Here is a 23,393-nt window from a genome sequence, read left to right on the forward strand (position 1 = left end):
CAATATAGCGGTGATGCATTTTACTGGTTTTTTATCTGGCAATTAATAGCGGGTTTTTTTACAGGTTTTCCGGTAATTTCTGAATCATCAATTGATTCTAATCTCACCAGAATATAAAGGAGAGCAACTGGCAGCAATTATTGAGATACGCTTTTGCTGCCAGAGTTGAACAACGCCTGATGCGTCAGTATTCCCAGGTATCGGGATCGACACCCATCTCCCGCATGATGGCTTTTGCATCCTCGGGGATCTCATCGCCGCGTTCCTTCCGCAGATCGACGTCATCCGGCAGCGGTTGACCGGTGAAAGCATGTAAAAAAGCTTCACACAGCAGCTCACTGTTGGTGGCATGGCGGAGGTTGTTAACCTGACGGCGAGTACGCTCGTCGGTCAGGATTTTCAGTACTTTTAACGGAATGGATACCGTAATCTTTTTAACCTGTTCGCTCTTTTTACCGTGCTCAGCGTAAGGGCTGATATATTCGCCGTTCCATTCAGCCATGGGTTACCTTAGTTATCATTAAAATTGAAAATGCCAAAATTCTGCTAATTATGCCTGAAGTTTGTGCTTGTCACACTGCACTGGCGTTACTTCCTGTTGGCCTGAACGGCATAATATTAACGGTTATTGGCGGTTTGCTCAATCTGTACGCAAAGACATTTAGATGTCCAGATGTTTTGACGTCTATTTTTGCACTGATATGCTTAAGCTCACTCTTCGTTCTGCTTCAGGAATTTAAAACACCATGACTCGTAAACAGGCAACAATCGCCGTTCGCAGCGGTTTGAATGATGACGAACAGTATGGCTGCGTTGTTCCACCTATTCATCTTTCCAGTACTTATAACTTCACTGATTTCAATCAGCCACGCGCACATGACTATTCCCGGCGCGGCAATCCCACACGGGATGTCGTTCAGCGTGCGCTGGCTGAACTGGAAGGTGGGGCTGGTGCGGTGATGACCAACACCGGCATGTCAGCGATTCATCTGGTCTGTACCGTATTCCTGAAGCCCGGCGATCTGCTGGTGGCACCGCACGATTGCTATGGTGGCAGTTATCGTTTATTTGACAGCCTGAGTAAACGCGGGGCTTACCGTGTCAGGTTTGTTGATCAGGGTGATGATGCGGCTCTGAAAGCGGCGCTGGCTGAAAAACCCAGCCTGATACTGATCGAAAGCCCCAGCAACCCATTGCTGCGCGTCGTGGATATTGCGGCTATCTGTAAAGCGGCCAGCGAAGCTGGAGCAATAAGCGTGGTAGACAATACCTTCCTTAGTCCGGCGCTGCAAAACCCTCTGGCGTTGGGCGCGGACCTGGTCCTGCACTCCTGCACCAAATACCTGAATGGCCATTCTGATGTGGTGGCAGGTGCGGTAATAGCGAAAGATCCGGCTCATGTTACTGAACTGGCGTGGTGGGCGAATAATATTGGCGTGACGGGTGCCGCTTTTGACAGCTACCTGCTGCTGCGTGGTTTACGAACGTTGGCACCGCGTATGGCTGCTGCGCAACGTAATGCGCTGGCCATTGTTGATTACCTTAAGCAGCAACCATTGGTGAAAAAGTTGTATCATCCTTCCCTGGCGGAAAATGCAGGTCATCAGTTTGCGGTACGCCAGCAAAAGGGCTTTGGTGCGATGCTGAGTTTTGAGCTGGACTGTGATGAGCAAACCTTGCGTCGTTTCCTGAAAGCGTTGCAACTTTTCACTCTGGCAGAATCTTTAGGTGGGGTGGAAAGTCTGATTTCTCACACCGCGACCATGACGCATGCCGGTATGTCAGCTGAAGCCCGCGCTGCGGCAGGAATTTCAGAAACGCTGCTGCGTATTTCTGTGGGTATTGAAGATCACGAAGATTTAATCGCCGATTTGGATAATGCATTCCGGATCGCGGCGGAGAGGTAAGCATGAGTCAGTCAGCAGTGGCAGCAGGAACGCGTCAGTTGCATAAATTTGGTGGTAGCAGTCTTGCTGATGCCAAATGTTATTTGCGGGTTGCCGGGATTATGGCGGAATACAGCCAGCCCGGCGATATGATGGTTGTTTCAGCTGCGGGAAGCACCACCAATCAGTTAATCAACTGGCTGAAACTGAGCCAGAGCGATCGGTTATCCGCCCATCAGGTCCAGCAGGCGCTGCGGCGCTATCAAAGTGAGCTGATTAACAGCCTGCTGCCCGGTGACGCGGCGGAGGTGTTGATTGCCACCTTTATTCAGGATCTGGAAAAGCTGGCCGCGCTGCTGGATGGCAAAATAACCGAAGCGGTATATGCCGAAGTGGTAGGGCATGGTGAAATCTGGTCTGCTCGTCTGATGTCAGCGGTATTAAATATGCGTGATATCGCGGCAACCTGGTTGGATGCCCGTGATTTTCTGCGCGCAGAGCGGGCTGCTCAGCCGCAGGTGGACGAAGCAAAGTCCAGGCCGTTATTACACCAACTGATTGCCCGGCATCCGGACCAGCGTCTGGTGGTCACCGGCTTTATCAGTGGGAGTGATGCTGGTGAAACGGTGCTGCTGGGGCGCAATGGTAGTGACTACTCAGCCACGCAGATTGGCGCGCTGGCGGGTGTGTCACGTGTGACCATCTGGAGCGACGTGGCCGGGGTATACAGTGCTGATCCACGCAAGGTTAAAGATGCCTGTCTGCTGCCTTTATTGCGTCTGGATGAGGCCAGCGAACTGGCTCGCCTGGCGGCTCCGGTATTGCACACCCGCACTTTGCAACCCGTTTCCGGCAGCGATATCGATTTGCAACTGCGTTGCAGCTATCAGCCGGAGCATGGCTCCACCCGCATTGAACGTGTGCTGGCTTCCGGAACCGGAGCCAGAATTGTCACCAGCCACGATGATGTCTGCCTGATTGAGTTCCAGCTTTCGCCGCAGCATGATTTTGCTGCCCTGCAAAAAGAGGTTGATCACCTACTGAAACGGGCACAGCTTCGTCCTCTGGCAACCGGTGTGCATCCTGACCGCAATCTTTTACAGCTGTGTTATACCTCCGAAGTGGTGAGCAGTGCGCTGGCACTGTTGCAGGACGCGGCAATGCCGGGCCGTCTCCAGCTGCGTGAGGGGATGGCGCTGGTCGCCCTGGTGGGCGCCGGAGTTTGTCGTAATCCGCTGCACAGCCACCGTTTCTGGCAACAGTTGCAGGATCAGCCCGTAGAATTTATCTGCCAGTCGGAAGAGGGTATCAGCCTGGTGGCGGTACTGCGCGTTGGTCCCACAGAGCATCTGGTGCGTGGTCTGCATCAGTCCTTGTTCCGCGCAGAAAAGCAGGTTGGCCTTGTGCTGTTTGGTAAAGGCAATATTAGTTCACGCTGGCTGGAGCTGTTTGCGCGTGAGCAGGGTTCGCTTTCGGCCCGTACCGGTTTTGAATTTATTCTGGCAGGGGTGGTGGACAGCCGCCGCAGCCTTCTCAGCTATGAAGGACTGGATGCCAGCCGTGCGCTGGCTTTTTTTGCAGATGAAGCGCTTGAACGGGATGAAGAAAGCCTGTTTTTATGGATGCGCGCGCATCCGTTCGACGATCTGGTGGTGCTGGATGTCACCGCCAGCGAGCGTCTGGCGGCACAGTATCTGGATTTTGCCAGCCACGGATTCCATGTGATTGGTGCTAATAAACTGGCCGGAGCCGCCAGCGGCGATAGCTATCGGCAAATCCGGGATGCCTTCGCCAAAACGGGACGTCAGTGGTTGTATAACGCCACCGTCGGAGCCGGGTTGCCGGTGAATCACGCCGTGCGCGACCTGCGGGAAAGTGGCGACACCATTCTGGCGATCAGCGGGGTGTTTTCCGGAACGCTCTCCTGGCTGTTTTTACAATATGACGGTACGGTGCCTTTCACCGAGCTGGTCGATCAGGCCTGGCAGCAGGGATTGACCGAGCCTGACCCACGGGTCGATCTGTTGGGCCAGGATGTGATGCGCAAGCTGGTGATCCTTGCACGTGAAGCGGGTTACGACATTGAGCCAGACCAGGTGCGGGTTGAGTCACTGGTGCCAAAAAGTTGCGAGGGTGAATCAATCGATCACTTCTTCGAAAACAGCGAAGTGCTTAACGAGCAGATGAAGCAGCGGTTTGAAGCGGCACAGGAGATGGGATTGTTACTGCGTTATGTGGCGCGTTTCGATGCCAACGGCAAAGCGCGTGTTGGCGTGGAAGCCGTAAGGGATGACCATCCACTGGCCTCTCTGTTGCCGTGCGACAATGTTTTTGCCATTGAAAGCCGCTGGTATCGGGACAATCCCCTGGTCATCAGAGGACCAGGCGCAGGGCGGGACGTCACGGCTGGTGCAATCCAGTCCGATATTAACCGTCTGGCGCATCTGCTTTAACCTGACCCGGGCCGGAATTCTCCGGCCCTTTGAATTTCAACGCCTTCCTTCCTCAGATGAAATTCCCTCAACTTTGCTGAGAATTTGTCACGAAAGTTCCGCATTTATTCGTTGACTGAAAAGGCTTAACCCTGCATTTTGAATGTCTGGACGTCTAAACGTATGGATGTTCAATTCGACAAATTATTAACTGAGCGATCGATGAGGGAAGCCATGAGTTTTTTCCATGTTAATCAGCGCGAGGTGCTGAACCAGAGTCTGGCCGAGCTGAACGGACAAATTAATGTCTCATTCGAGTTCTTTCCGCCACATACCAACGAAATGGAACAGACGCTGTCGGCTTCAATTGATCGCCTCAGTAGTCTGAAACCGAAGTTTGTGTCGGTCACCTATGGGGCTAACTCCGGTGAGCGTGACCGCACCCACAGCATTATCAAAGGAATTAAAGATCGTACCGGGCTGGAGGCAGCACCGCATCTGACCTGTATTGATGCCACCCGCGATGAGCTGCGCACGATTGCCCAGGATTATTGGGATAATGGTATTCGTCATATCGTGGCGCTGCGTGGCGATCTGCCGCCGGGCGCGGGCAAACCTGAAATGTACGCAGCCGATCTGGTCGCGCTACTGCGCGAGGTAGGGGATTTTGACATTTCCGTTGCCGCCTATCCGGAAGTGCACCCGGAGGCCAAAAGCGCCCAGTCTGATTTAATCAACCTTAAGCGAAAAATAGATGCCGGGGCGACCCGCGCTATTACCCAGTTTTTCTTTGATGTGGAGGGCTATCTGCGCTTTCGTGATCGTTGTGTTATTGCCGGAATTGATGTGGAAATTGTGCCGGGCATTCTGCCGGTGTCGAACTTCAGGCAGTTGCAGCGTTTTGCTGCCCTGACCAACGTCCGTGTGCCCGGTTGGATGAACAGCATGTTTGCCGGACTGGATGATGATCCTGAAACCCGCAAAATGGTGGGCGCGAATGTTGCTATGGATATGGTGAAGATCCTCAGCCGCGAAGGAGTAAAAGACTTCCATTTTTATACCCTGAATCGTGCGGAGCTAAGTTACGCCATTTGTCACACCCTGGGCGTTCGCCCGGAGAAAAGTGCGCAACCGTCGATGGCGGCCAGTGAACATTAAGAGCCTGGTCCCTCAGGGCCGTTACTTGCCATTTTGCACCTGGGCACTGCCCGAAATTCTCACGTACTGCGTGTACGCTCCGGTTTCTGCGCGCTGTCCGGACCGGCTGCGACAATAACGTCTGGTGGGACAGGCTCTGACGGAAGTTTATTATCAGCCAGCTGTGAAAAGGAATTTTATAATATTTACAGAGCTCTGTTGATTAATTGAGTAGCTGCTTTATGGTGCGAAAAAGATTATTCATTCGGTCTTCTGTTAACAGATGATATTTTTCTGATAATTAATTAAATTTCCCGTATTGAAAATTATAACTATCAGTTTTTAATCAGTATTTCACAAGGCGTTGGGCTTTTTAAGCAGCCGCTTCAGTAATAAGTAAAAATCAGCCAGACAAATTCTTTTTCCTGAAAAAGAAATAATGGCGCAGGGAAATGATATTAATGTTTATTGGCTGATGTCATGAAACGAGATGCTGATAACACGCTGGTGATTGCGTAATAGAAATTTTTTCAGAACATGCAGTCACATCTGGCAAAGTGACATTATTTTAAAAGCAGCGTTTGTGTCCCTGCCAGGACACAAACGCATCATATTACTTAGCCCGTATTACGCATCCCCGCCGCAACACCGGCAATGGTCACCATCAGCGCCTGCTCAACACGTGCATCTGGCTCACCGCCGCTGGCTTCCTGCTGGCGGGAGCGGTGCAGCAGTTCAGCCTGGAGCACATTAAGCGGGTCAGTGTAGACATTACGTAAAGCGATGGACTCTGCAATCCACGGTTGATCGGCCATCAGATGGGCATCGTTAGCAATGGTCAGCACCGCCTTAATATCAGAATCCAGCTGATCGCGCAGCTGTTTACCCAGCGGCCACAACTCTTTATCGACCAGACGTTGATCGTAGTATTCGGCCAGCCACAGATCGGCTTTCGAGAAGACCATCTCCAGCATCCCCAGCCGGGTAGAGAAGAATGGCCAGTCGCGGCACATCGCTTCCAGCTGGTTCTGATGACCGGCGGCCATCGCTTTTTGCAGCGCGGCCCCGGCTCCCAACCAGGCCGGGAGCATCAGGCGGTTCTGCGTCCATGCAAAGATCCACGGAATGGCGCGCAGTGATTCGACGCCACCGGTCGGACGGCGTTTCGCCGGACGTGAACCCAATGGCAGTTTGCCCAGTTCCTGTTCCGGAGTGGCTGAACGGAAGTAGGGCACAAAGTCTTTATGCTCGCGCACATAGCCACGGTACATCTCGCAGGAGTCCTTCGACAGCTGGTCCATAATGTCGCGCCACTGTGGTTCCGGCTCTGGCGGAGGCAGCAGGTTGGCTTCAAGGATAGCGCCGGTATACAGCGACAGACTGCTGATCGTCACCTCTGGCAGACCATATTTAAAGCGGATCATTTCACCCTGCTCGGTGACGCGCAGGCCACCTTTCAGGCTGCCCGGCGGCTGTGAAAGCAGCGCTGCGTGAGCCGGTGCGCCGCCACGGCCAATCGTGCCGCCGCGCCCGTGAAACAGAGTCAGGGCGATACCGGCTTTTTCACAGGTTTTGATCAGGGCATCCTGCGCCTGATATTGCGCCCAACTGGCCGCCATCACCCCGGCATCTTTGGCGGAGTCAGAATAGCCAATCATTACCATCTGCTTGCCCTGGATAAAACCACGATACCAGTCAATGCTGAGCAGCTGGCTCATGACATCGTTGGCGTTGTTCAGGTCATCCAGCGTTTCGAACAGGGGAGCAACCGGCATGGCGAAGGGGATGCCAGCTTCTTTCAGCAACAGATGAACGGCGAGAACGTCCGATGGCGTTTTTGCCATTGAGATGACATAGGCCGCGACCGATCCTTTCGGAGCCTCGGCGGCGACACGGCAGGTATCCAGCACTTCCTGCGTCTCATCGCTGGGTTGCCAGTTGCGTGGCAGCAACGGACGCTTCGAATTGAGCTCGCTAATCAGGAAAGCCTGTTTATCCGCTTCTGACCAGCTGGCATAGTCGCCCAGCCCCAGATAACGGGTGACTTCGGCAATAGCATCGGTATGCCGGGTACTCTCCTGACGAATATCGATGCGCACCAGCGGCACGCCGAAACATTTGACGCGGCGCAGCGTATCCAGCAACTGTCCGTTGGCAATGATCCCCATCCCACAGGCCTGTAGCGACTGATAGCAGGCATACAGCGGGTCCCACAACTGATCGTTGTTGACCAACAAATCGGCAGGGCGAGCCGGACGTTCTCCCTTCAGACGTTGCTCAAGATAAGCCTGCGTGCTCATCAACTGCGTACGCAGCTTTTTCATGATCTCGCGATAGGGTTCCTGAGCGTCGGGGTTGCCGCACAGCTCCCATACTTCCTGCGTGCATTCCGACATCGACAGTTCGGAGACCAGCACGGCGATATCACGCAGAAAAAGATCGGTGGCTTTCCAGCGGCTCAGTTGCAGCACGTGGCGGGTTATTTTTGCTGTGACGTTTGGATTACCATCGCGATCGCCGCCCATCCACGAGGTGAACTGCACGGGGACAAAATCCACCGGCAGTTTGACGCCAAAACAGGCTTCGACCTGTTCATTCAGCTCGCGCAGAAAGTTGGGTACGCCTTCCCACAGACTGTTTTCCACTACCGCAAAGCCCCATTTGGCCTCATCAACCGGAGAGGGACGATATTTACGAATTTCATCGGTATGCCAGGCCTGGGCCACCAACTGACGCAGACGGCGCATGATCAGTGAACGATCATAATCAGAGAGATCGTTATGATCGAGTTGCTTTAAGCAACTGTTCACCTCGACCAGCTTGTGAATAAGCGTTCGGCGGGTGATTTCTGTTGGGTGAGCGGTGAGCACCAGCTCAAGAGAGAGTGACTCAATAGCTTCACGAATTTTCTCTTCGGTCAGGTCGGGATGTTGCTTCAGCCGCTCAAAAGCGTTGGTCAGCATTTCCGGATGGTTAGCCCTTTCGCCTTTCGGTGAAATCGTATGATACTGCTCTGCGACGTTGGTCAGATTAAGAAACTGGCTGAATGCGCGGGCGACGGGTAACAGTTCATCATTGGAGAGATTTTGCAGCGTTGACAGCAATTGCTGCCGGTGAGCGTCATTTCCTGCACGGGATGACTTTGAAAGCTTTCGGATGGTTTCCACCCGATCAAGAATGTTTTCACCTAATGCATTCTTGATAGTATCCCCGAGTAGTTTACCGAGCATACTGACATTACTTCGCATTGCGGAATATTGTTCGTTCATATGGCCCCTGATACCCTTCTTGTTTAATGCTCTTCACTTTTCAGGCCGCAGTAAGGCAGGCTGGATGCTTATCCCTCTCGCTTTGCTGTGAAAAGCGTCCTGGAATCCGCGTGGTTATCCTGTTCCTGCTTTCTGAAATCTTATGAGCGCGTCGCTGTTGATGGCATAACTTTGCCTTTTATCTAGCCACGTTCATTTCCATTCGTCAATTGAGTTAAATTTGCATTATCCTGCGGCTAAATGACGGGAATTTATGAAATTTAACTAACATGAAGTGAGATAAGTTATTCTTATTCAAAAGAGCGGCAAAAAGTCGGGATAAGCTGCTGTTTTCACAGTTGAATACCCCGAATGTCATCTAGTGGTAACAGAAATGCTGCACGACCTGAGTAATTAACTCACGGGTCGGTTGAATAAATGCGGTATCAATATATTCATCGGGCTGGTGCGCCTGTTCAATTGATCCCGGCCCCAGCACCAGCGTTGGGCACAGCTGTTGGATAAACGGAGCTTCCGTACAGTAGTTGACGATTTCCGTTGGCGTACCCAGAAGTTTTTCGACCACCTGCACCAGCTGGTGATCCGGCGGGCATTCATAGCCAGGAATAGGCGGATGTAACGGACTGACCGTCAGACGGCCCGGCCAGCGGGCACTTACCGGCGCCAGCGCTTCATTGAGCAAGCCATCCAGATCGTCCAGCGTCAGTCCCGGCAGCGGGCGAATATCCATATGCAGTTCACAGCAGGCGCAAATGCGGTTAGCGGCGTCACCACCGTGGACATGGCCAAAGTTCATTGTGGGATAAGGGATAGCGAAGCCTGCATGGTGATAACGTTCTTTCAGCGTGTTACGTAAGCCCATCAATTCGGTAACAGATTCATGCATCAGTTCAATCGCGTTGACGCCACGCGAAGGGTCGCTGGAGTGGCCTGACTGCCCCTGAATCCGGATGGCGTGGGATAAATGTCCCTTGTGCGCCCGAACGGGCTTCAACGAGGTGGGTTCACCAATGATCGCGCAATCAGGACGAATGGCGGTGCTCTCTGCAAAATATCTCGCGCCAGCCATGGTTGTTTCTTCATCTGCCGTCGCCAGGATGTAAAGCGGTCTGGAGAGCGTGGCAACATCAACGTCACGCAGGGCATCTAAAATAAACGCGAAGAAGCCTTTCATATCGGCCGTGCCCAGTCCGTACAATTTGTTGTCGTGTTCAGTCAGGGTAAAGGGATCGCGCGTCCAGCGGCCATCATCAAAGGGAACCGTATCGGTATGACCCGCCAGCAGCAGGCCACCCGCGCCACTGCCAGTTCTGGCCAGCATATTAAATTTGTGGGTCGTACCCGGTACTGCCTGGACTTCAACGGTGAAGCCCAGACTTTCAAACCAGCCAGCCAGCAAACTGATTAAAGTTTCATTACTTTGATCGAGAGCGGCATCGGTTGCGCTGATTGACGGCGTGGCAATCAGTTCACGGTAAAGCTCGATAAAAGGTGGTAATTTTGTCTTCACTGTTGGCAGTCCTTGAGTTAGGATAGTATCAATATTCATGCATTATTAGTGAATAAAAATACATTAGCGGCGTGAGGATGAAAACCGGAAACTGACCGGTAAGTTTAGCGCCCAACGCGAAGGGGCAGCAAAAAACGGCTGCAACCCGATACTTTAAGACCGTTATAAGGTAGTCAGTCTGATGTTGAATACGCTGATTGTTGGTGCCAGTGGTTATGCTGGCGTGGAGCTTGCCACTTACCTGAATCGTCATCCACAGGTGAACATAACCGCTTTAGCGGTTTCAGCGCAAAGCCCGGACGCAGGAAAATTACTCTCTGACCTTCATCCTCAACTCAAAGGTATCGTTGATCTGCCTTTACAGCCATTGAGCCAGGCGGCGGATTTTGCCGATAAAGTGGATGTGGTTTTTCTGGCTACGGCGCATGAGGTCAGTCACGATCTTGCTCCGGAGTTTCTTGCTGCCGGCTGTGTGGTGTTCGATCTTTCAGCCGCTTTTCGGGTCAACGAAGAAAGTTTCTTCACCGACTACTACGGTTTCCCTCATCAGCACCTGGACTGGCTGGAAAAAGCGGTTTATGGCCTTGCTGAATGGCAAGATGAAAAGATCAAAGAAGCGCGGTTAATCGCCGTGCCCGGCTGTTATCCGACGGCGGCGCAGCTGGCGCTGAAGCCGTTGATTGAGGCAAACCTGCTCAACCTTGATCAATGGCCGGTGATTAACGCCACCAGCGGGGTCAGCGGGGCAGGGCGCAAAGCCTCTGTCACCACCAGTTTCTGTGAAGTGAGCCTGCAACCTTACGGTATTTTCACCCATCGCCATCAGCCGGAAATTGCCGCGCACCTCGGCATTCCGGTAATTTTCACACCGCATCTGGGTAATTTCCCTCGTGGTATTCTGGCGACCACCACCTGCCGTCTGAAGCCGGGCATCACCCATGACGATGTGGCGGAAGCGTTCCACAATGCCTATCAGGATAAGCCTCTGGTGCGGGTATATGAAAAAGGTGTGCCTTCGATCAAAGGCGTGGTCGGTCTGCCGTTCTGCGATATTGGCTTTGCGGTGAAAGGGGAGCATTTGATTGTCGTCTCAGCGGAAGATAACCTGCTGAAAGGCGCATCATCGCAGGCTGTGCAGTGCCTGAACATTCGTTTCGGCTTCCCGGAAACCCAGTCACTTATTTAATCCGTGAGTAATCAAATGACCAATCCATTAATTGTTAAACTTGGTGGCGTACTGCTGGACAGTGAAGAAGCGCTGGAGAAATTGTTCGGCGCACTGGTCACCTGGCGCGAATCCCATCAGCGACCGGTATTGATCGTGCATGGCGGAGGTTGCCTGGTCGATGAGCTGATGAAAAAATTATCGCTTCCGGTGAAAAAGAAAAATGGTTTGCGCGTAACGCCAGCGGACCAGATCGACATCATCACCGGCGCACTGGCAGGCACAGCGAATAAAACGCTGCTGGCCTGGTCAAAAAAACATGGCATCGATGCGGTCGGTTTGTGTCTTGGCGATGGCGGCAGCGTCAACGTTGAGCAGTTTGATGAAGAACTGGGTCACGTTGGTCAGGCCACTCCAGGTTCGCCACGGCTGATTACCACGCTGTTGTCGGCCGGTTTCCTGCCCGTGATTAGCTCCATCGGCATCACTATTGATGGCAAACTGATGAACGTCAATGCTGACCAGGCTGCAACGGCGCTGGCGTCGACGCTGGGCGCAGACCTGATTCTGCTCTCCGATGTCAGCGGTATTCTTGACGGCAAAGGCCAGCGGATTGAAGAGATGACGGCGGCAAAAGCGGAACAGCTGATTGCCCAGGGCATTATTACCGACGGTATGATTGTTAAAGTGAATGCTGCCCTCGACGCAGCCCGCACTCTGGGACGTCCGGTGGACATCGCCAGCTGGCGTCATGCTGAACAGTTACCAACCCTATTTAACGGCGTGTCCATCGGCACCCGTATCCTCGCTTAACCGGTTCAAGGAAAAGACAATGCAAGACAAAAGCATCAAAAAAATCGTTCTGGCTTACTCCGGCGGTCTGGATACCTCTGCCATTATTCCGTGGCTGAAAGAGAACTACGGCGGTTGTGAAGTGGTTGCGTTTGTGGCGGATATCGGCCAGGAGCGTGGCGATCTGGAAGGCGTTGAGCAGAAAGCCCTTCAGTCAGGCGCTTCTGAATGCCATGTGGTCGATCTGCGTGAAGAGTTCATCAGTGAATATGTCTATCCGGTGCTGCAAACGGGCGCACTGTATGAAGGCACTTATCTGCTGGGAACCTCAATGGCGCGTCCGGTTATCGCTAAAGCACAGGTTGAGCTGGCGCTGAAAGTGGGTGCTGATGCGTTGTGCCACGGTGCAACCGGTAAAGGTAATGACCAGGTGCGTTTTGAAACCACTTACACCGCGCTGGCACCGCAGTTGAAAGTCGTCGCGCCGTGGCGTGAGTGGAACCTGCGTTCCCGTGAAGCGCTGCTGGCTTACCTGAAAGAGCGTAACATTCCCACCACGGCCTCACTGGAAAAAATCTACAGCCGTGATGAAAACGCCTGGCACATCTCCACCGAAGGTGGCGTACTGGAAAGCCCGTGGAATGCCCCGAATAAAGACTGCTGGGTGTGGACCGTTGATCCGCTGGAAGCACCTGACCAGCCAGAGCAGGTTACGGTCACCGTGGAGAAGGGCTGCGTGGTGGCGGTGAATGGCGAATCATTATCCCCATTCCAGTGTCTGGAAAAACTGAACGTGATTGGTGCGAAACACGGTGTTGGTCGCGTTGATATCGTGGAAAACCGTCTGGTCGGGATTAAATCCCGTGGCTGCTACGAAACCCCCGGCGGCACCATCATGGTTAACGCGCTGCGTGCGGTTGAGCAATTAGTTCTGGATCGTGACAGTTTCAAATGGCGTGAGCAACTGGGCCATGAGATGTCTTACGTCGTGTACGATGGCCGCTGGTTTGCGCCGCTGCGTAAATCCATCCAGGCGGCGGCCCAGTCACTGGCCACAGAAGTAAATGGTGAAGTGGTGCTGCAACTGTATAAAGGGCAGGTCACCGCTATTCAGAAGAAATCGGCCAACAGCCTCTATTCAGAAGAGTTCGCCACCTTCGGTGAAGACGAGGTTTACGATCACCGTCATGCGGGCGGCTTTATCCGTCTGTTCTCTCTCTCTTCACGCATCCGTGCGCTGAACGAGAAGAAATAAGCCGTCTGACAGAGCGGCGATTCCGCCGCTCTTACTGTTACGCTAAGCAACATCAATATTAATTTCCGAAATCAAGGGAGCACTGACATGGCACTTTGGGGTGGACGGTTTACTCAGGCAGCAGACCAACGTTTCAAACAGTTTAACGATTCGCTGCGCTTCGATTATCGTCTGGCAGAGCAGGATATCGTCGGGTCTGTTGCCTGGTCCAAAGCGCTGGTCACAGTCAATGTTCTGACCTCTGAAGAGCAGCAGCAACTGGAAAGCGCACTGAATGTGCTGCTGGAAGAAGTGCGTGCCAATCCACAGCAGATCCTCGAAAGCGACGCAGAAGATATCCACAGCTACGTCGAAGGCCGTCTGATTGAAAAGGTCGGGGCTCTGGGCAAAAAACTGCATACCGGACGGAGCCGTAACGATCAGGTTGCGACCGATCTGAAACTCTGGTGTAAAGCCCAGGTCAGCGAATTGCTGATGGCTTTGCGTCAGCTGCAACAAGCGCTGGTGGTTACCGCCGAAGCAAACCAGGATGCGGTCATGCCTGGCTATACCCATCTTCAGCGCGCCCAGCCGGTGACGTTTGCCCACTGGTGTCTGGCCTATGTTGAGATGCTGGCCCGTGATGAAAGCCGTCTTGAAGATGCGTTGAAGCGCCTCGACGTCAGCCCATTAGGTTGCGGTGCGCTTGCCGGAACAGCCTATGAGATTGACCGTGAGCAACTGGCGGGCTGGCTGGGCTTTGCCTCTGCTACCCGCAACAGCCTGGATACGGTTTCTGACCGTGATCACGTGCTTGAGCTGCTCTCGGATGCATCTATCAGTATGGTTCACCTCTCTCGCTTCGCTGAAGACCTGATTTTCTTTAATACCGGTGAGTCCGGATTTGTTGAGCTGTCCGACCGGGTGACTTCGGGTTCTTCGTTGATGCCTCAGAAGAAAAACCCGGATGCGCTGGAGCTGATTCGCGGTAAATGTGGCCGCGTTCAGGGGGCACTGACCGGCATGATGATGACGTTGAAAGGTCTGCCGCTGGCTTACAACAAAGATATGCAGGAAGACAAAGAAGGCTTGTTTGATGCGCTGGACAGCTGGTCTGACTGTCTGCATATGGCGGTGTTGGTGCTTGACGGTATTCAGGTGAAACGTCCGCGTTGCCAGGAGGCCGCAGAGCAGGGCTATGCCAATGCGACTGAACTGGCCGACTACCTGGTGGCGAAGGGCGTTCCGTTCCGTGAGGCTCACCATATCGTTGGTGAAGTGGTGGTGGCGGCAATCAATCAGGGTGTGGCGCTGGAAGCGCTGGCGCTGTCAGAGCTGCAAACCTTCAGCAACGTGATTGGCGAAGATGTCTATCCGATTCTGTCATTGCAGTCCTGCCTCGATAAACGCAATGCCAAAGGTGGCGTTGCGCCGGGTCAGGTTCGGTTTGCTATCGAACAGGCCAGACAACGGCTGGCCTGATACAGCAGTGAGCTTTACTTATCATATGGCGGTCGCCTGAACGGGCTGGTTAAAGGATCCATGTTTTCATGGATCCTTTTTGTTTTCCGTGCAATCGCCTTTCTGTGGTGATCTTCATTATTTTTATCCGCCCTTGATAGGGTTAATCGTTGATTGCTATCCTATCTATCGCCGCGAACTATCGTGGTCCGGAGGAATAAAATGAACATTCGTGATCTTGAGTATCTGGTTTCACTGGCTGAGCACCGGCATTTTCGCCGGGCAGCGGACGCCTGCCACGTCAGCCAGCCCACCCTGAGTGGCCAGATCCGCAAGCTGGAAGATGAACTGGGTGTGATGCTGCTGGAGCGAACCAGTCGTAAGGTATTATTTACGCAGGCCGGGTTACTGCTGGTGGACCAGGCTCGTACCATCCTGCGTGAAGTTAAAGTGTTGAAAGAGATGGCCAGCCAGCAGGGAGAAGCCATGTCCGGACCGCTGCATATCGGATTGATCCCGACGGTCGGACCCTACCTGTTGCCGCAGATTGTGCCCATGCTGCACCAGACATTCCCTAAACTGGAAATGTATCTGCATGAGGCTCAGACTCTGCAACTGCTGGCCCAGTTGGACAGCGGTAAGCTGGACTGTGCCATCCTCGCACTGGTCAAAGAGTCGGAAGCCTTTATTGAAGTCCCGCTGTTTGATGAACCAATGCGTCTGGCGATTTATCAGGACCACCCGTGGCACGATCGCGACCGCGTACCGATGTCTGACCTCGCCGGTGAGAAGTTGCTGATGCTGGAAGATGGTCACTGCCTGCGCGATCAGGCGATGGGTTTCTGCTTTCAGGCTGGTGCTGATGAAGATACGCATTTCCGGGCCACCAGCCTCGAAACGCTGCGTAATATGGTCGCCGCAGGCAGTGGTATTACCCTGCTGCCTGCCCTGGCGGTGCCGAAAGAGCGCACGCGTGATGGTATTTGCTATCTGCCGTGTTACAAGCCGGAACCTCAACGAACCATTGCGCTGGTTTATCGTCCCGGTTCGCCGCTGCGCAGTCGCTATGAGCAACTGGCAGAGGTTATTCGCGAACACATGCAGAGCTACATGACCAGCCGCTTAAAACAGCCTGTTTAAGCCGTTTAACGCGGCAACGCGATAGGCTTCAGCCATCGTTGGATAGTTAAAGGTGGTATTCACGAAATATTCAATCGTGTTGCCACCGTTTTTCTGCTCCATGATTGCCTGACCAATATGAATGATTTCCGCTGCGCGTTCACCGAAGCAGTGAATTCCCAGAATTTCTTTGGTTTCACGATGGAAAAGAATCTTCAGGCTGCCCACGTTCATCCCCACGATCTGCGCCCGTGCAAGATGTTTGAACTGCGCCCGTCCGACTTCATAAGGGACTTTCATCGCCGTCAGCTGCTGTTCGGTTTTACCGACGGAGCTGATCTCCGGAATGGTATAAATTCCGGTGGGGATATCCTCGATAAGATGAGCATTGGCTTCACCTTTGATCAGCGCCTGAGCGGCGATGCGGCCCTGATCGTAAGCAGCTGAAGCAAGGCTGGGATAACCAATGACGTCCCCCACTGCATAGATATGCGGCTGTGCCGTCTGGTACATGCTGTTGACCTTCAGCAAGCCACGACTGTCTGCGTCCAGTCCGACATTTTCCAGCGACAGTGAATCGGTGTTTCCGGTGCGGCCATTAGCGTAGAGCAGGCAGTCAGCTTTGACTTTTTTGCCGGACTTCAGGTGCATGATGACCCCATCGCTGACGCCTTCGATTTTTTCATACTCTTCGTTATGGCGGATAACCACGCCGCTGTTCCAGAAGTGATATGAAAGTGAATCTGAAATTTCCTGATCGAGAAAGGCCAGCAGATGATCGCGGGTGTTAATCAAATCGACTTTGACATTGAGGCCACGGAAAATTGAGGCATATTCACAGCCAATGACGCCGGCTCCGTAAATAATCACATGCCCCGGTTCGTGGTGCAGATTGAGAATTGAGTCGCTGTCGTAAACACGTGGATGGGTAAAATCCACATCGGCAGGACGGTAAGGACGGGAGCCACAGGCGATGACAAATTTTGCAGCGGTCAGACGTTCGGCAGTGCCATCATGGGTGATTATCTCAATGGTATTGGCATCAATAAATCGTGCATCACCCTGATACAACTCACAGCGATTACGCTCATAAAAGCCCTGCCGCATCCGCGTTTGCTGACTGATAACACTTTCAGTGTGGTTAAGAATGTCTGCAAAGGAAGAGCGCAAAAGGCGGGTGTGGTCGCTGTAGAGAGGGTTTTGATTAAACTCGATAATGCGACTGACTGCGTGACGGAGTGCTTTTGAAGGGATGGTTCCCCAGTGGGTACAACCGCCGCCAATATTGTGATAACGCTCGATAACCGCGATGCGTGCGCCCTGTTTCACCAGACCCATTGCGGCACCTTCACCGCCGGGGCCTGAACCAATCACAATAGCATCGTAATCATAAGACTGTTGCATGCCAATACGTCCTGGTTATTATACAATTTTACAACGATATTCTAACATCTCACCTGACTGGTGCCCAATTCTAACCACTTATTTTGTTATCATTTGACAAAGTGTGGGATTAACAGGCCGTCACAAAGTTGGCAGCACTGTACGCTGAAATTTTGATATAGTGCCTTTCCGGCAGTTAAAACAGGCACAAACATGGGCGTCAGAGCGCAGCAAAAAGAACGGACACGGCGTTCGCTGATTGAAGCGGCATTTAGTCAGCTCAGTGCCGAACGCAGCTTTGCCAGCCTGAGCCTGCGGGAAGTTGCACGCGAAGCCGGGATTGCTCCAACGTCATTCTATCGTCACTTTCGTGATGTAGATGAATTAGGGCTGACAATGGTCGATGAAAGTGGCCTGATGTTGCGCCAGCTGATGCGCCAGGCGCGTCAGCGCATTGCCAGGGGGGGCAGCGTAATACGTACTTCCGTTGCCACCTTTATGGAGTTTATTGGTGACAATCCCAATGCTTTCCGTCTGCTGCTGCGGGAGCGTTCCGGCACATCTGCTGCCTTTCGTGCGGCCGTTGCCCGTGAGATACAACACTTTATCGCCGAACTGGCGGATTATCTTGAGATTGAAAACCGTATGCCGCGTAGCTTTACGGAAGCGCAGGCTGAAGCGATGGTCATCATTGTTTTTAACGCCGGGGCCGAAGCGCTGGATATTGATGCTGACCAGCGTCGCCAGTTGGAAGAACGACTGGTGCTGCAACTGCGGATGATTTCGAAAGGCGCTTACTACTGGTATCGACGTGAACAGGAGAGACTGGCGGGCACGCTGGAATCTCAGGATTAAAGGACGGTGAAATGAAACTGGCTACTGGACGCGACAGAGGGACTCTGTTGCTGGCATTCCTCACCGGATTGTCGATTAACGGAACGTTTTCGGTACTGTTCAGTTCGCTGGTGCCGTTTTCTTTGTTCCCTCTGATTGCACTTGGGCTGTCGGCCTGGTGTCTGCATCAGCGCTACCTTAATCGTTCCATGCCTGATGGGATGCCCTCGATTGCCGCCGCGTTTTTTCTGTTAGGCATTTTGCTGTACAGCGCGATTGTGCGGGCGGAATACCCCGCTCTCGGGTCAAATTTTGTGCCCACCCTTTTAATGGTGGCGCTGGTATTCTGGATAGGACTGAAGCTCAGATCGCGCAAGAGCGAGTAACAAAGGGTGGCCGGTCGCCACCCTGGTGCTTAGCGACGAACCAGCAGTACACCGCATTCCATATGGTGTGTGTAAGGGAACTGGTCGAACAGAGCCAGCCGGGCAACCTGATGTGTCGTGGAGAGCGTAGCCAGATTTTCACACAGTGTCTGTGGATTGCAGGAGATGTACAGAATCCGTGGATAGGCCTGTACCATTCTGACCGTTTCGGCATCCAGTCCGCTACGTGGAGGATCGACAAAAATCGTCTCGCACTGGTAGCTGCTTAAATCGATACCTTCCAGCCGGTTAAAGATCCGTTCACCGTTCATTGCCTGGGTAAATTCTTCCGCTGCCATGCGAATTATTTGCACATTTTCAATGTTGTTCACGGCGATATTGTACTGCGCTGAGGCAACAGAAGGTTTGGCGATTTCGGTCGCCAGCACCCGCCTGAAATTGCGCGCCAGCGCTAATGAGAAATTACCGTTGCCACAATAGAGTTCCAGCAGATCGCCCCTGGCATCTTTTGTCACCTCCAGCGCCCATTCCAGCATCTGAATATTCATAGCCGCATTAGGCTGGGTAAAGCTGTTTTCCACCTGACGGTAAGTGATCTCCTGCCCCGCGACCGGCAAACATTCATCGACAAAATCGCGATCCAGGCAGATTTTAGTTTTTGTCGCCCGGCCGATCAGATGCAGGTCAAAGCCCTGAGCACGCAGCGTATCGCGCAGGATGACAGCCGCCTGCTGCCACTCTTCTGTCAATGTGCGGTGATAAAGCAGAGTGATAAGGACCTGATTGCTCATGGTGGAGAGGTAATCAACCTGAAACAGTTTATGGCGCAGCAGAGGGTTGTCCCGCACAGCGTTAATCAGCAGGGGCATCAGCTGATTGATTAATTCGCTGGCCGCCGGAAAGCTGTCCACACGGATGCGCTGGCGGGTATGTTGATCGAAGATAATGTGATAAAGATCATCGCCATCATGCCATACCCGAAATTCCGCTCGCATACGATAATGGCTGACCGGGGAACGAAACACTTCAGTTTCAGGCGCGTCAAACGGCGCCATCAGGGCATTCAGACGAACTACCTTCTGCTGGAGTTGTGCATCGTATTGTTCCGTTGGCAGCTGTTCGGGCGTCATGGTCATTCCTCGGTTGATGGCCTTTTGTGCCCGGCGCATTGTAGGGATTCAGCACGCAATGTCCAGCGTTGTCAGGTCGTGAAGGGGCTGCTCAGGTGGATACCTGGATTTATCCTGATTTTAAACATAAGATGCCCCGTTTTGCCGCTGCATCACTATGGGCTTCAGTGTAGCGCCGGAGCTGACACAATGCGGCGTGGGATTGCTCCCGGGTACGTTGTAAGGACAGCAGCGCTTTTATCCTTTGTGATGCTGGCACAATACTGCCGGGATATCCGCCGCATTTCACACGATTATCCTGTGCTGTTCGTTATGTGCCTGCGGCATCCTGCATGATCTTTTGGGCGTTTATTCAGAATGATGACTAATAAAAACAGACCGCTGGCATTCAGTATGTCGGCTATTTTCCTCTGGACGCAGCACGGTTTTGCGCAGACTACAGATAATACGCTGGTCACTACGGCTAATCGTTTTGCCCAACCCGTTTCTTCCGTGCTTGCTCCGACGACGGTCGTCACCCGTGAGCAGATTGACCGCTGGCAGTCAAAGAGCCTGGCGGACGTGATGCGCCGTTTACCTGGTGTGGATATTGCGCAAAATGGTGGTCTGGGCCAGCAAAGTTCACTGTTTATTCGCGGTACTAACTCCAGCCATGTACTGGTGCTGATAGATGGTATTCGCCTGAATCAGGCGGGAATCAGTGGTTCGTCCGATCTGAGCCAAATCCCAGTTTCACTGGTGCAGCGCATTGAATATGTTCGAGGCGCACGTTCTGCCGTTTACGGCTCTGATGCGATTGGCGGCGTGGTGAATATTATTACCGGGCGCGACAAGCCGGGAACTACGCTGACCGCAGGATCCGGATCGCATGGCTACCAGTCTTATGATGGCAGCACGCAGCAGACATCCGGTACAGATACTCGCATAACGCTCGCCGGTAATTACACCTACACCAAAGGTTATGATGTGGTGGCTAATTTGCCAGATATCTATGGCGATCCCGCGCAGAAAGATCGTGACGGCTTTATGAGCAAGACACTTTATGGTCTGGTCGAACACCAGTTTAATAACGAATTAAGTGGTTTTGTCCGGGGCTATGGTTACGACAATCGTACCGCTTACGATGGGTCGTTGAGCTTCAGTGTGCCGGGTGCGCTGGTGGATACCCGCCAGCTGTATAGTCAGAGTTGGGACACGGGGCTGCGCTTTAATCTTGACAGTTATTCATCCCAACTGATTGCCAGCTACAGCCACACTAAAGATTATAATTATGACCCCCGGCTGGGTCGTGATGTCGTTCCTGCGACACTGGATGATGTGCAGCAGTACAATCTGCAATGGGGGAATACCGTTGCGCTTGACTCCGGCACGGTCAGTGCAGGTGTTGACTGGCAGAGGCAAACCTCCCGGCCAAACACCAACTACGTCAGTGAAGGTCAGGAACAGCGTAATACCGGTATTTATGCCACCACTCAGCAGAAACTGGGACCGGTGACCCTGGAAGGCGCAGTAAGGGGTGATGATAATAATGCCTTCGGCTGGCACAACACCTGGCAGACCAGCGCCGCATGGGAGTTTGTCGATGACTACAGTCTGTTTGCATCGTATGGCACGGCATTTAAGGCACCGAATCTGAGCCAGGTATATAGCGCGAACTACGGTAACCGCGATCTCGCCCCGGAAAAAAGTCAGCAGTGGGAAGGCGGTTTTGCAGGTCTGACCGGCCTCGTCAACTGGCGTCTGTCTGGCTATCGTAATGATATTGATGACCTTATCGACAGCGATCCAAACACATTCCGTTATTACAATATCAGCAAAGCGACTATCAAAGGGGTGGAAGCGACGGCTTCGTTTGACACCGGCCCGGTCAGCCACGCCCTCTCTTATGACTATGTCGATGCGCGTGACGGCAACACCAACGAAATTTTGCTGCGCCGTGCCAGGCAGCAGTTGAAGTATCAGCTTGATTACACCATCTGTGATGTTGACTGGTCAGTCAGCTATCAATATCTTGGCGATCGTTACGACAAGGATTACAACTCAGATTACACGGCCCGAACTGTAAAACTGGGGGGTGTCAGCCTGTGGGATCTGGCTGTTTCGTATCCGCTCACATCTCAGCTAACCGTTCGTGGTAGAATAGCTAACCTGTTCGATAAAGATTACGAGACAGTTTATGGCTATCAAACTCCGGGAAGGGAGTATTACCTCAGCGGCAGCTACACCTTCTGAAGAACGACCCACGGTACTGGTGTTTGACTCCGGTGTTGGTGGGCTTTCTGTCTATGATGAAATCCGGCAGCTATTGCCGGATCTTCATTATCTGTACGTCTTCGATAATGTGGCTTTTCCTTACGGTGAGAAAAGTGAAGAGTTTATTGTTGAGCGCGTCCTGCAAATTGTTGATGCAGTCACCCGCCGCTACCCGCTGGCACTGGTGGTTATCGCCTGTAATTCCGCCAGTACCGTTACTCTTCCTGCCTTGCGTCAACGCTTCAACTTTCCCGTTGTTGGTGTCGTACCTGCGATCAAACCGGCGGCACGTCTCACCCGTAATGGTGTTGTGGGACTTCTTGCCACTCGTGGTACGGTGAAGCGACCTTATACACATGAACTGGTATCGCGTTTTGCCGGAGAGTGTAAAACAGAAATGCTCGGCTCGGCGGAGCTGGTTGAGCTGGCGGAGGCTAAATTGCAGGGTAAACCAGTGCCCCTGGATGAGCTGAGGCGTATCCTGCAACCCTGGCTGAAAATGAAAGAACCGCCGGACACGGTTGTGCTTGGTTGTACGCATTTTCCTTTACTAAATGATGAGCTGAGTCAGGTACTGCCTCCGGGGACCCGGCTGGTTGATTCTGCTGCTGCCATTGCCCGTCGCACCGCCTGGCTGTTAGAAAATGAAGCGCCTGAGGCTAAGTCAGCCGAGAGCAATCTGGTGTTTTGCATGGATATCACTGAGCGTGTAGTGCAATTAATGCCCGTTTTAAGGCGTTATGGCTTCGAACGGCTTGAAAAACTATCACTTTATGGCGCTGATGAGTAAAAAAACAGCGATCAAAATTTTATTTGCAGATAGCGCTTGTCAGCTCTCAGAAACTCCCTATAATGCGCCACCACTGACACGGAACAGCGGCTGAGAAGCCAGCGGGTCAGGAGGCTCAGCAACGCTGAGCCGCCGGAGAAAACCTCTTAAAAAAGAAGTTGACTCTGAAGGAGGAGCGCGTAATATACGCCACCTCGCAACAGCAGCAGCGCTGCCGGTTGCACCGCTCTTTAACAATTTATCAGACAATCTGTGTGGGCACTCACAGGATTGATATCCGCATCTCCGGATGCAAAAAAATATCAAGCCTCAGAGTGAACACGTAATTCATTACGACGTTTTCCCTAAGCACCGCTTCACGAGTTGAAGCAAATCAGACTTTTAATTGAAGAGTTTGATCATGGCTCAGATTGAACGCTGGCGGCAGGCCTAACACATGCAAGTCGAACGGTAGCACAGGGGAGCTTGCTCCCCGGGTGACGAGTGGCGGACGGGTGAGTAATGTCTGGGAAACTGCCCGATGGAGGGGGATAACTACTGGAAACGGTAGCTAATACCGCATAACGTCGCAAGACCAAAGTGGGGGACCTTCGGGCCTCACACCATCGGATG

At 52.9% G+C, this 23,393-nt stretch carries 17 protein-coding genes and 1 rRNA gene; 13 read left to right on the plus strand and 5 right to left on the minus strand.

Annotated features, from left to right (window positions below; genetic code table 11):
* Positions 1-184: 184 nt before the first annotated feature.
* Positions 185-502, minus strand: coding sequence for a met regulon transcriptional regulator MetJ (metJ, locus tag BG55_RS05645; protein WP_034935279.1), 318 nt, complete (start codon positions 500-502; stop codon positions 185-187).
* Between the two features lie 244 nt (positions 503-746).
* Between metJ and metB the strand changes: the two genes are divergently transcribed.
* The 3 genes from metB (at position 747) to metF (ending at position 5,476) form a co-directional block, all read left to right on the plus strand.
* Positions 747-1,907 carry a cystathionine gamma-synthase gene (metB, locus tag BG55_RS05650; protein ID WP_034935281.1) on the plus strand — a complete coding sequence of 387 codons (1,161 nt, stop codon included), beginning with the start codon at positions 747-749 and terminating at the stop codon, positions 1,905-1,907.
* A 2-nt stretch (positions 1,908-1,909) separates the two neighbouring features.
* Positions 1,910-4,339, plus strand: a complete 2,430-nt coding sequence (locus BG55_RS05655; protein ID WP_034935283.1) for a bifunctional aspartate kinase/homoserine dehydrogenase II — start codon at positions 1,910-1,912, stop codon at positions 4,337-4,339.
* 213 nt (positions 4,340-4,552) lie between these two features.
* Positions 4,553-5,476 (plus strand): methylenetetrahydrofolate reductase, encoded by a 924-nt coding sequence (gene metF, locus BG55_RS05660; protein ID WP_034935284.1) that lies wholly within the window; start codon positions 4,553-4,555, stop codon positions 5,474-5,476.
* A gap of 596 nt (positions 5,477-6,072) precedes the next feature.
* Here metF and ppc read toward each other — a convergent pair.
* Together ppc and argE are read right to left on the minus strand one after the other, a co-directional pair.
* Positions 6,073-8,724, minus strand: a complete 2,652-nt coding sequence (gene ppc / locus BG55_RS05665) for a phosphoenolpyruvate carboxylase (RefSeq protein ID WP_034935286.1) — start codon at positions 8,722-8,724, stop codon at positions 6,073-6,075.
* A gap of 358 nt (positions 8,725-9,082) precedes the next feature.
* A complete protein-coding gene (argE, locus tag BG55_RS05670; protein ID WP_034935287.1) occupies positions 9,083-10,234 on the minus strand; it encodes an acetylornithine deacetylase in 1,152 nt (383 codons plus the stop codon).
* A 181-nt stretch (positions 10,235-10,415) separates the two neighbouring features.
* Here argE and argC point away from each other — a divergent pair, with 181 nt between their 5' ends.
* The 5 genes from argC to oxyR all read left to right on the plus strand — a co-directional run bounded on the left by argC (position 10,416) and on the right by oxyR (position 16,026).
* Positions 10,416-11,420, plus strand: coding sequence for an N-acetyl-gamma-glutamyl-phosphate reductase (argC, locus tag BG55_RS05675; protein ID WP_034935289.1), 1,005 nt, complete (start codon positions 10,416-10,418; stop codon positions 11,418-11,420).
* A 15-nt stretch (positions 11,421-11,435) separates the two neighbouring features.
* Entirely contained in the window at positions 11,436-12,212 is a 777-nt protein-coding gene (gene argB / locus BG55_RS05680; protein ID WP_034935291.1) for an acetylglutamate kinase, read from the plus strand.
* A gap of 19 nt (positions 12,213-12,231) precedes the next feature.
* On the plus strand, positions 12,232-13,446 hold the full coding sequence (locus tag BG55_RS05685; protein ID WP_034935294.1) for an argininosuccinate synthase: 1,215 nt from the start codon (positions 12,232-12,234) through the stop codon (positions 13,444-13,446).
* 87 nt (positions 13,447-13,533) lie between these two features.
* A complete protein-coding gene (gene argH, locus BG55_RS05690) occupies positions 13,534-14,907 on the plus strand; it encodes an argininosuccinate lyase (protein ID WP_034935298.1) in 1,374 nt (457 codons plus the stop codon).
* Positions 14,908-15,108: 201 nt separating this feature from the next.
* Positions 15,109-16,026, plus strand: coding sequence for a DNA-binding transcriptional regulator OxyR (oxyR, locus tag BG55_RS05695; protein ID WP_034935299.1), 918 nt, complete (start codon positions 15,109-15,111; stop codon positions 16,024-16,026).
* Here the strand turns inward: oxyR and sthA are convergent.
* Entirely contained in the window at positions 16,009-17,409 is a 1,401-nt protein-coding gene (gene sthA / locus BG55_RS05700; protein WP_034935302.1) for a Si-specific NAD(P)(+) transhydrogenase, read from the minus strand. The two genes, oxyR and sthA, sit on opposite strands and share 18 nt — an antisense overlap.
* Before the next feature lie 192 nt (positions 17,410-17,601).
* On the opposite strand from sthA, the gene fabR reads away from it, so the two are divergent.
* A complete protein-coding gene (gene fabR, locus BG55_RS05705) occupies positions 17,602-18,243 on the plus strand; it encodes an HTH-type transcriptional repressor FabR (RefSeq protein ID WP_034935304.1) in 642 nt (213 codons plus the stop codon).
* An 11-nt stretch (positions 18,244-18,254) separates the two neighbouring features.
* On the plus strand, positions 18,255-18,608 hold the full coding sequence (locus BG55_RS05710; protein ID WP_034935306.1) for a YijD family membrane protein: 354 nt from the start codon (positions 18,255-18,257) through the stop codon (positions 18,606-18,608).
* 29 nt (positions 18,609-18,637) lie between these two features.
* Here BG55_RS05710 and trmA read toward each other — a convergent pair whose 3' ends face one another.
* A complete protein-coding gene (gene trmA / locus BG55_RS05715; RefSeq protein ID WP_034935307.1) occupies positions 18,638-19,738 on the minus strand; it encodes a tRNA (uridine(54)-C5)-methyltransferase TrmA in 1,101 nt (366 codons plus the stop codon).
* Positions 19,739-20,095: 357 nt separating this feature from the next.
* Here trmA and btuB point away from each other — a divergent pair, with 357 nt between their 5' ends.
* From btuB to BG55_RS05730, 3 genes are all read left to right on the plus strand, one after another.
* Entirely contained in the window at positions 20,096-21,970 is a 1,875-nt protein-coding gene (gene btuB, locus BG55_RS05720; RefSeq protein ID WP_034935309.1) for a TonB-dependent vitamin B12 receptor BtuB, read from the plus strand.
* Positions 21,915-22,781: a glutamate racemase gene (gene murI / locus BG55_RS05725; RefSeq protein WP_034935312.1), complete on the plus strand. Its 867-nt coding sequence runs from the start codon at positions 21,915-21,917 to the stop codon at positions 22,779-22,781. The genes btuB and murI overlap by 56 nt, the downstream gene beginning before the upstream one ends.
* A gap of 382 nt (positions 22,782-23,163) precedes the next feature.
* Positions 23,164-23,393 (plus strand): 16S ribosomal RNA (locus BG55_RS05730); the annotation flags it as partial.

This window comes from Erwinia mallotivora, assembly GCF_000590885.1.
GTDB lineage: Bacteria > Pseudomonadota > Gammaproteobacteria > Enterobacterales > Enterobacteriaceae > Erwinia > Erwinia mallotivora.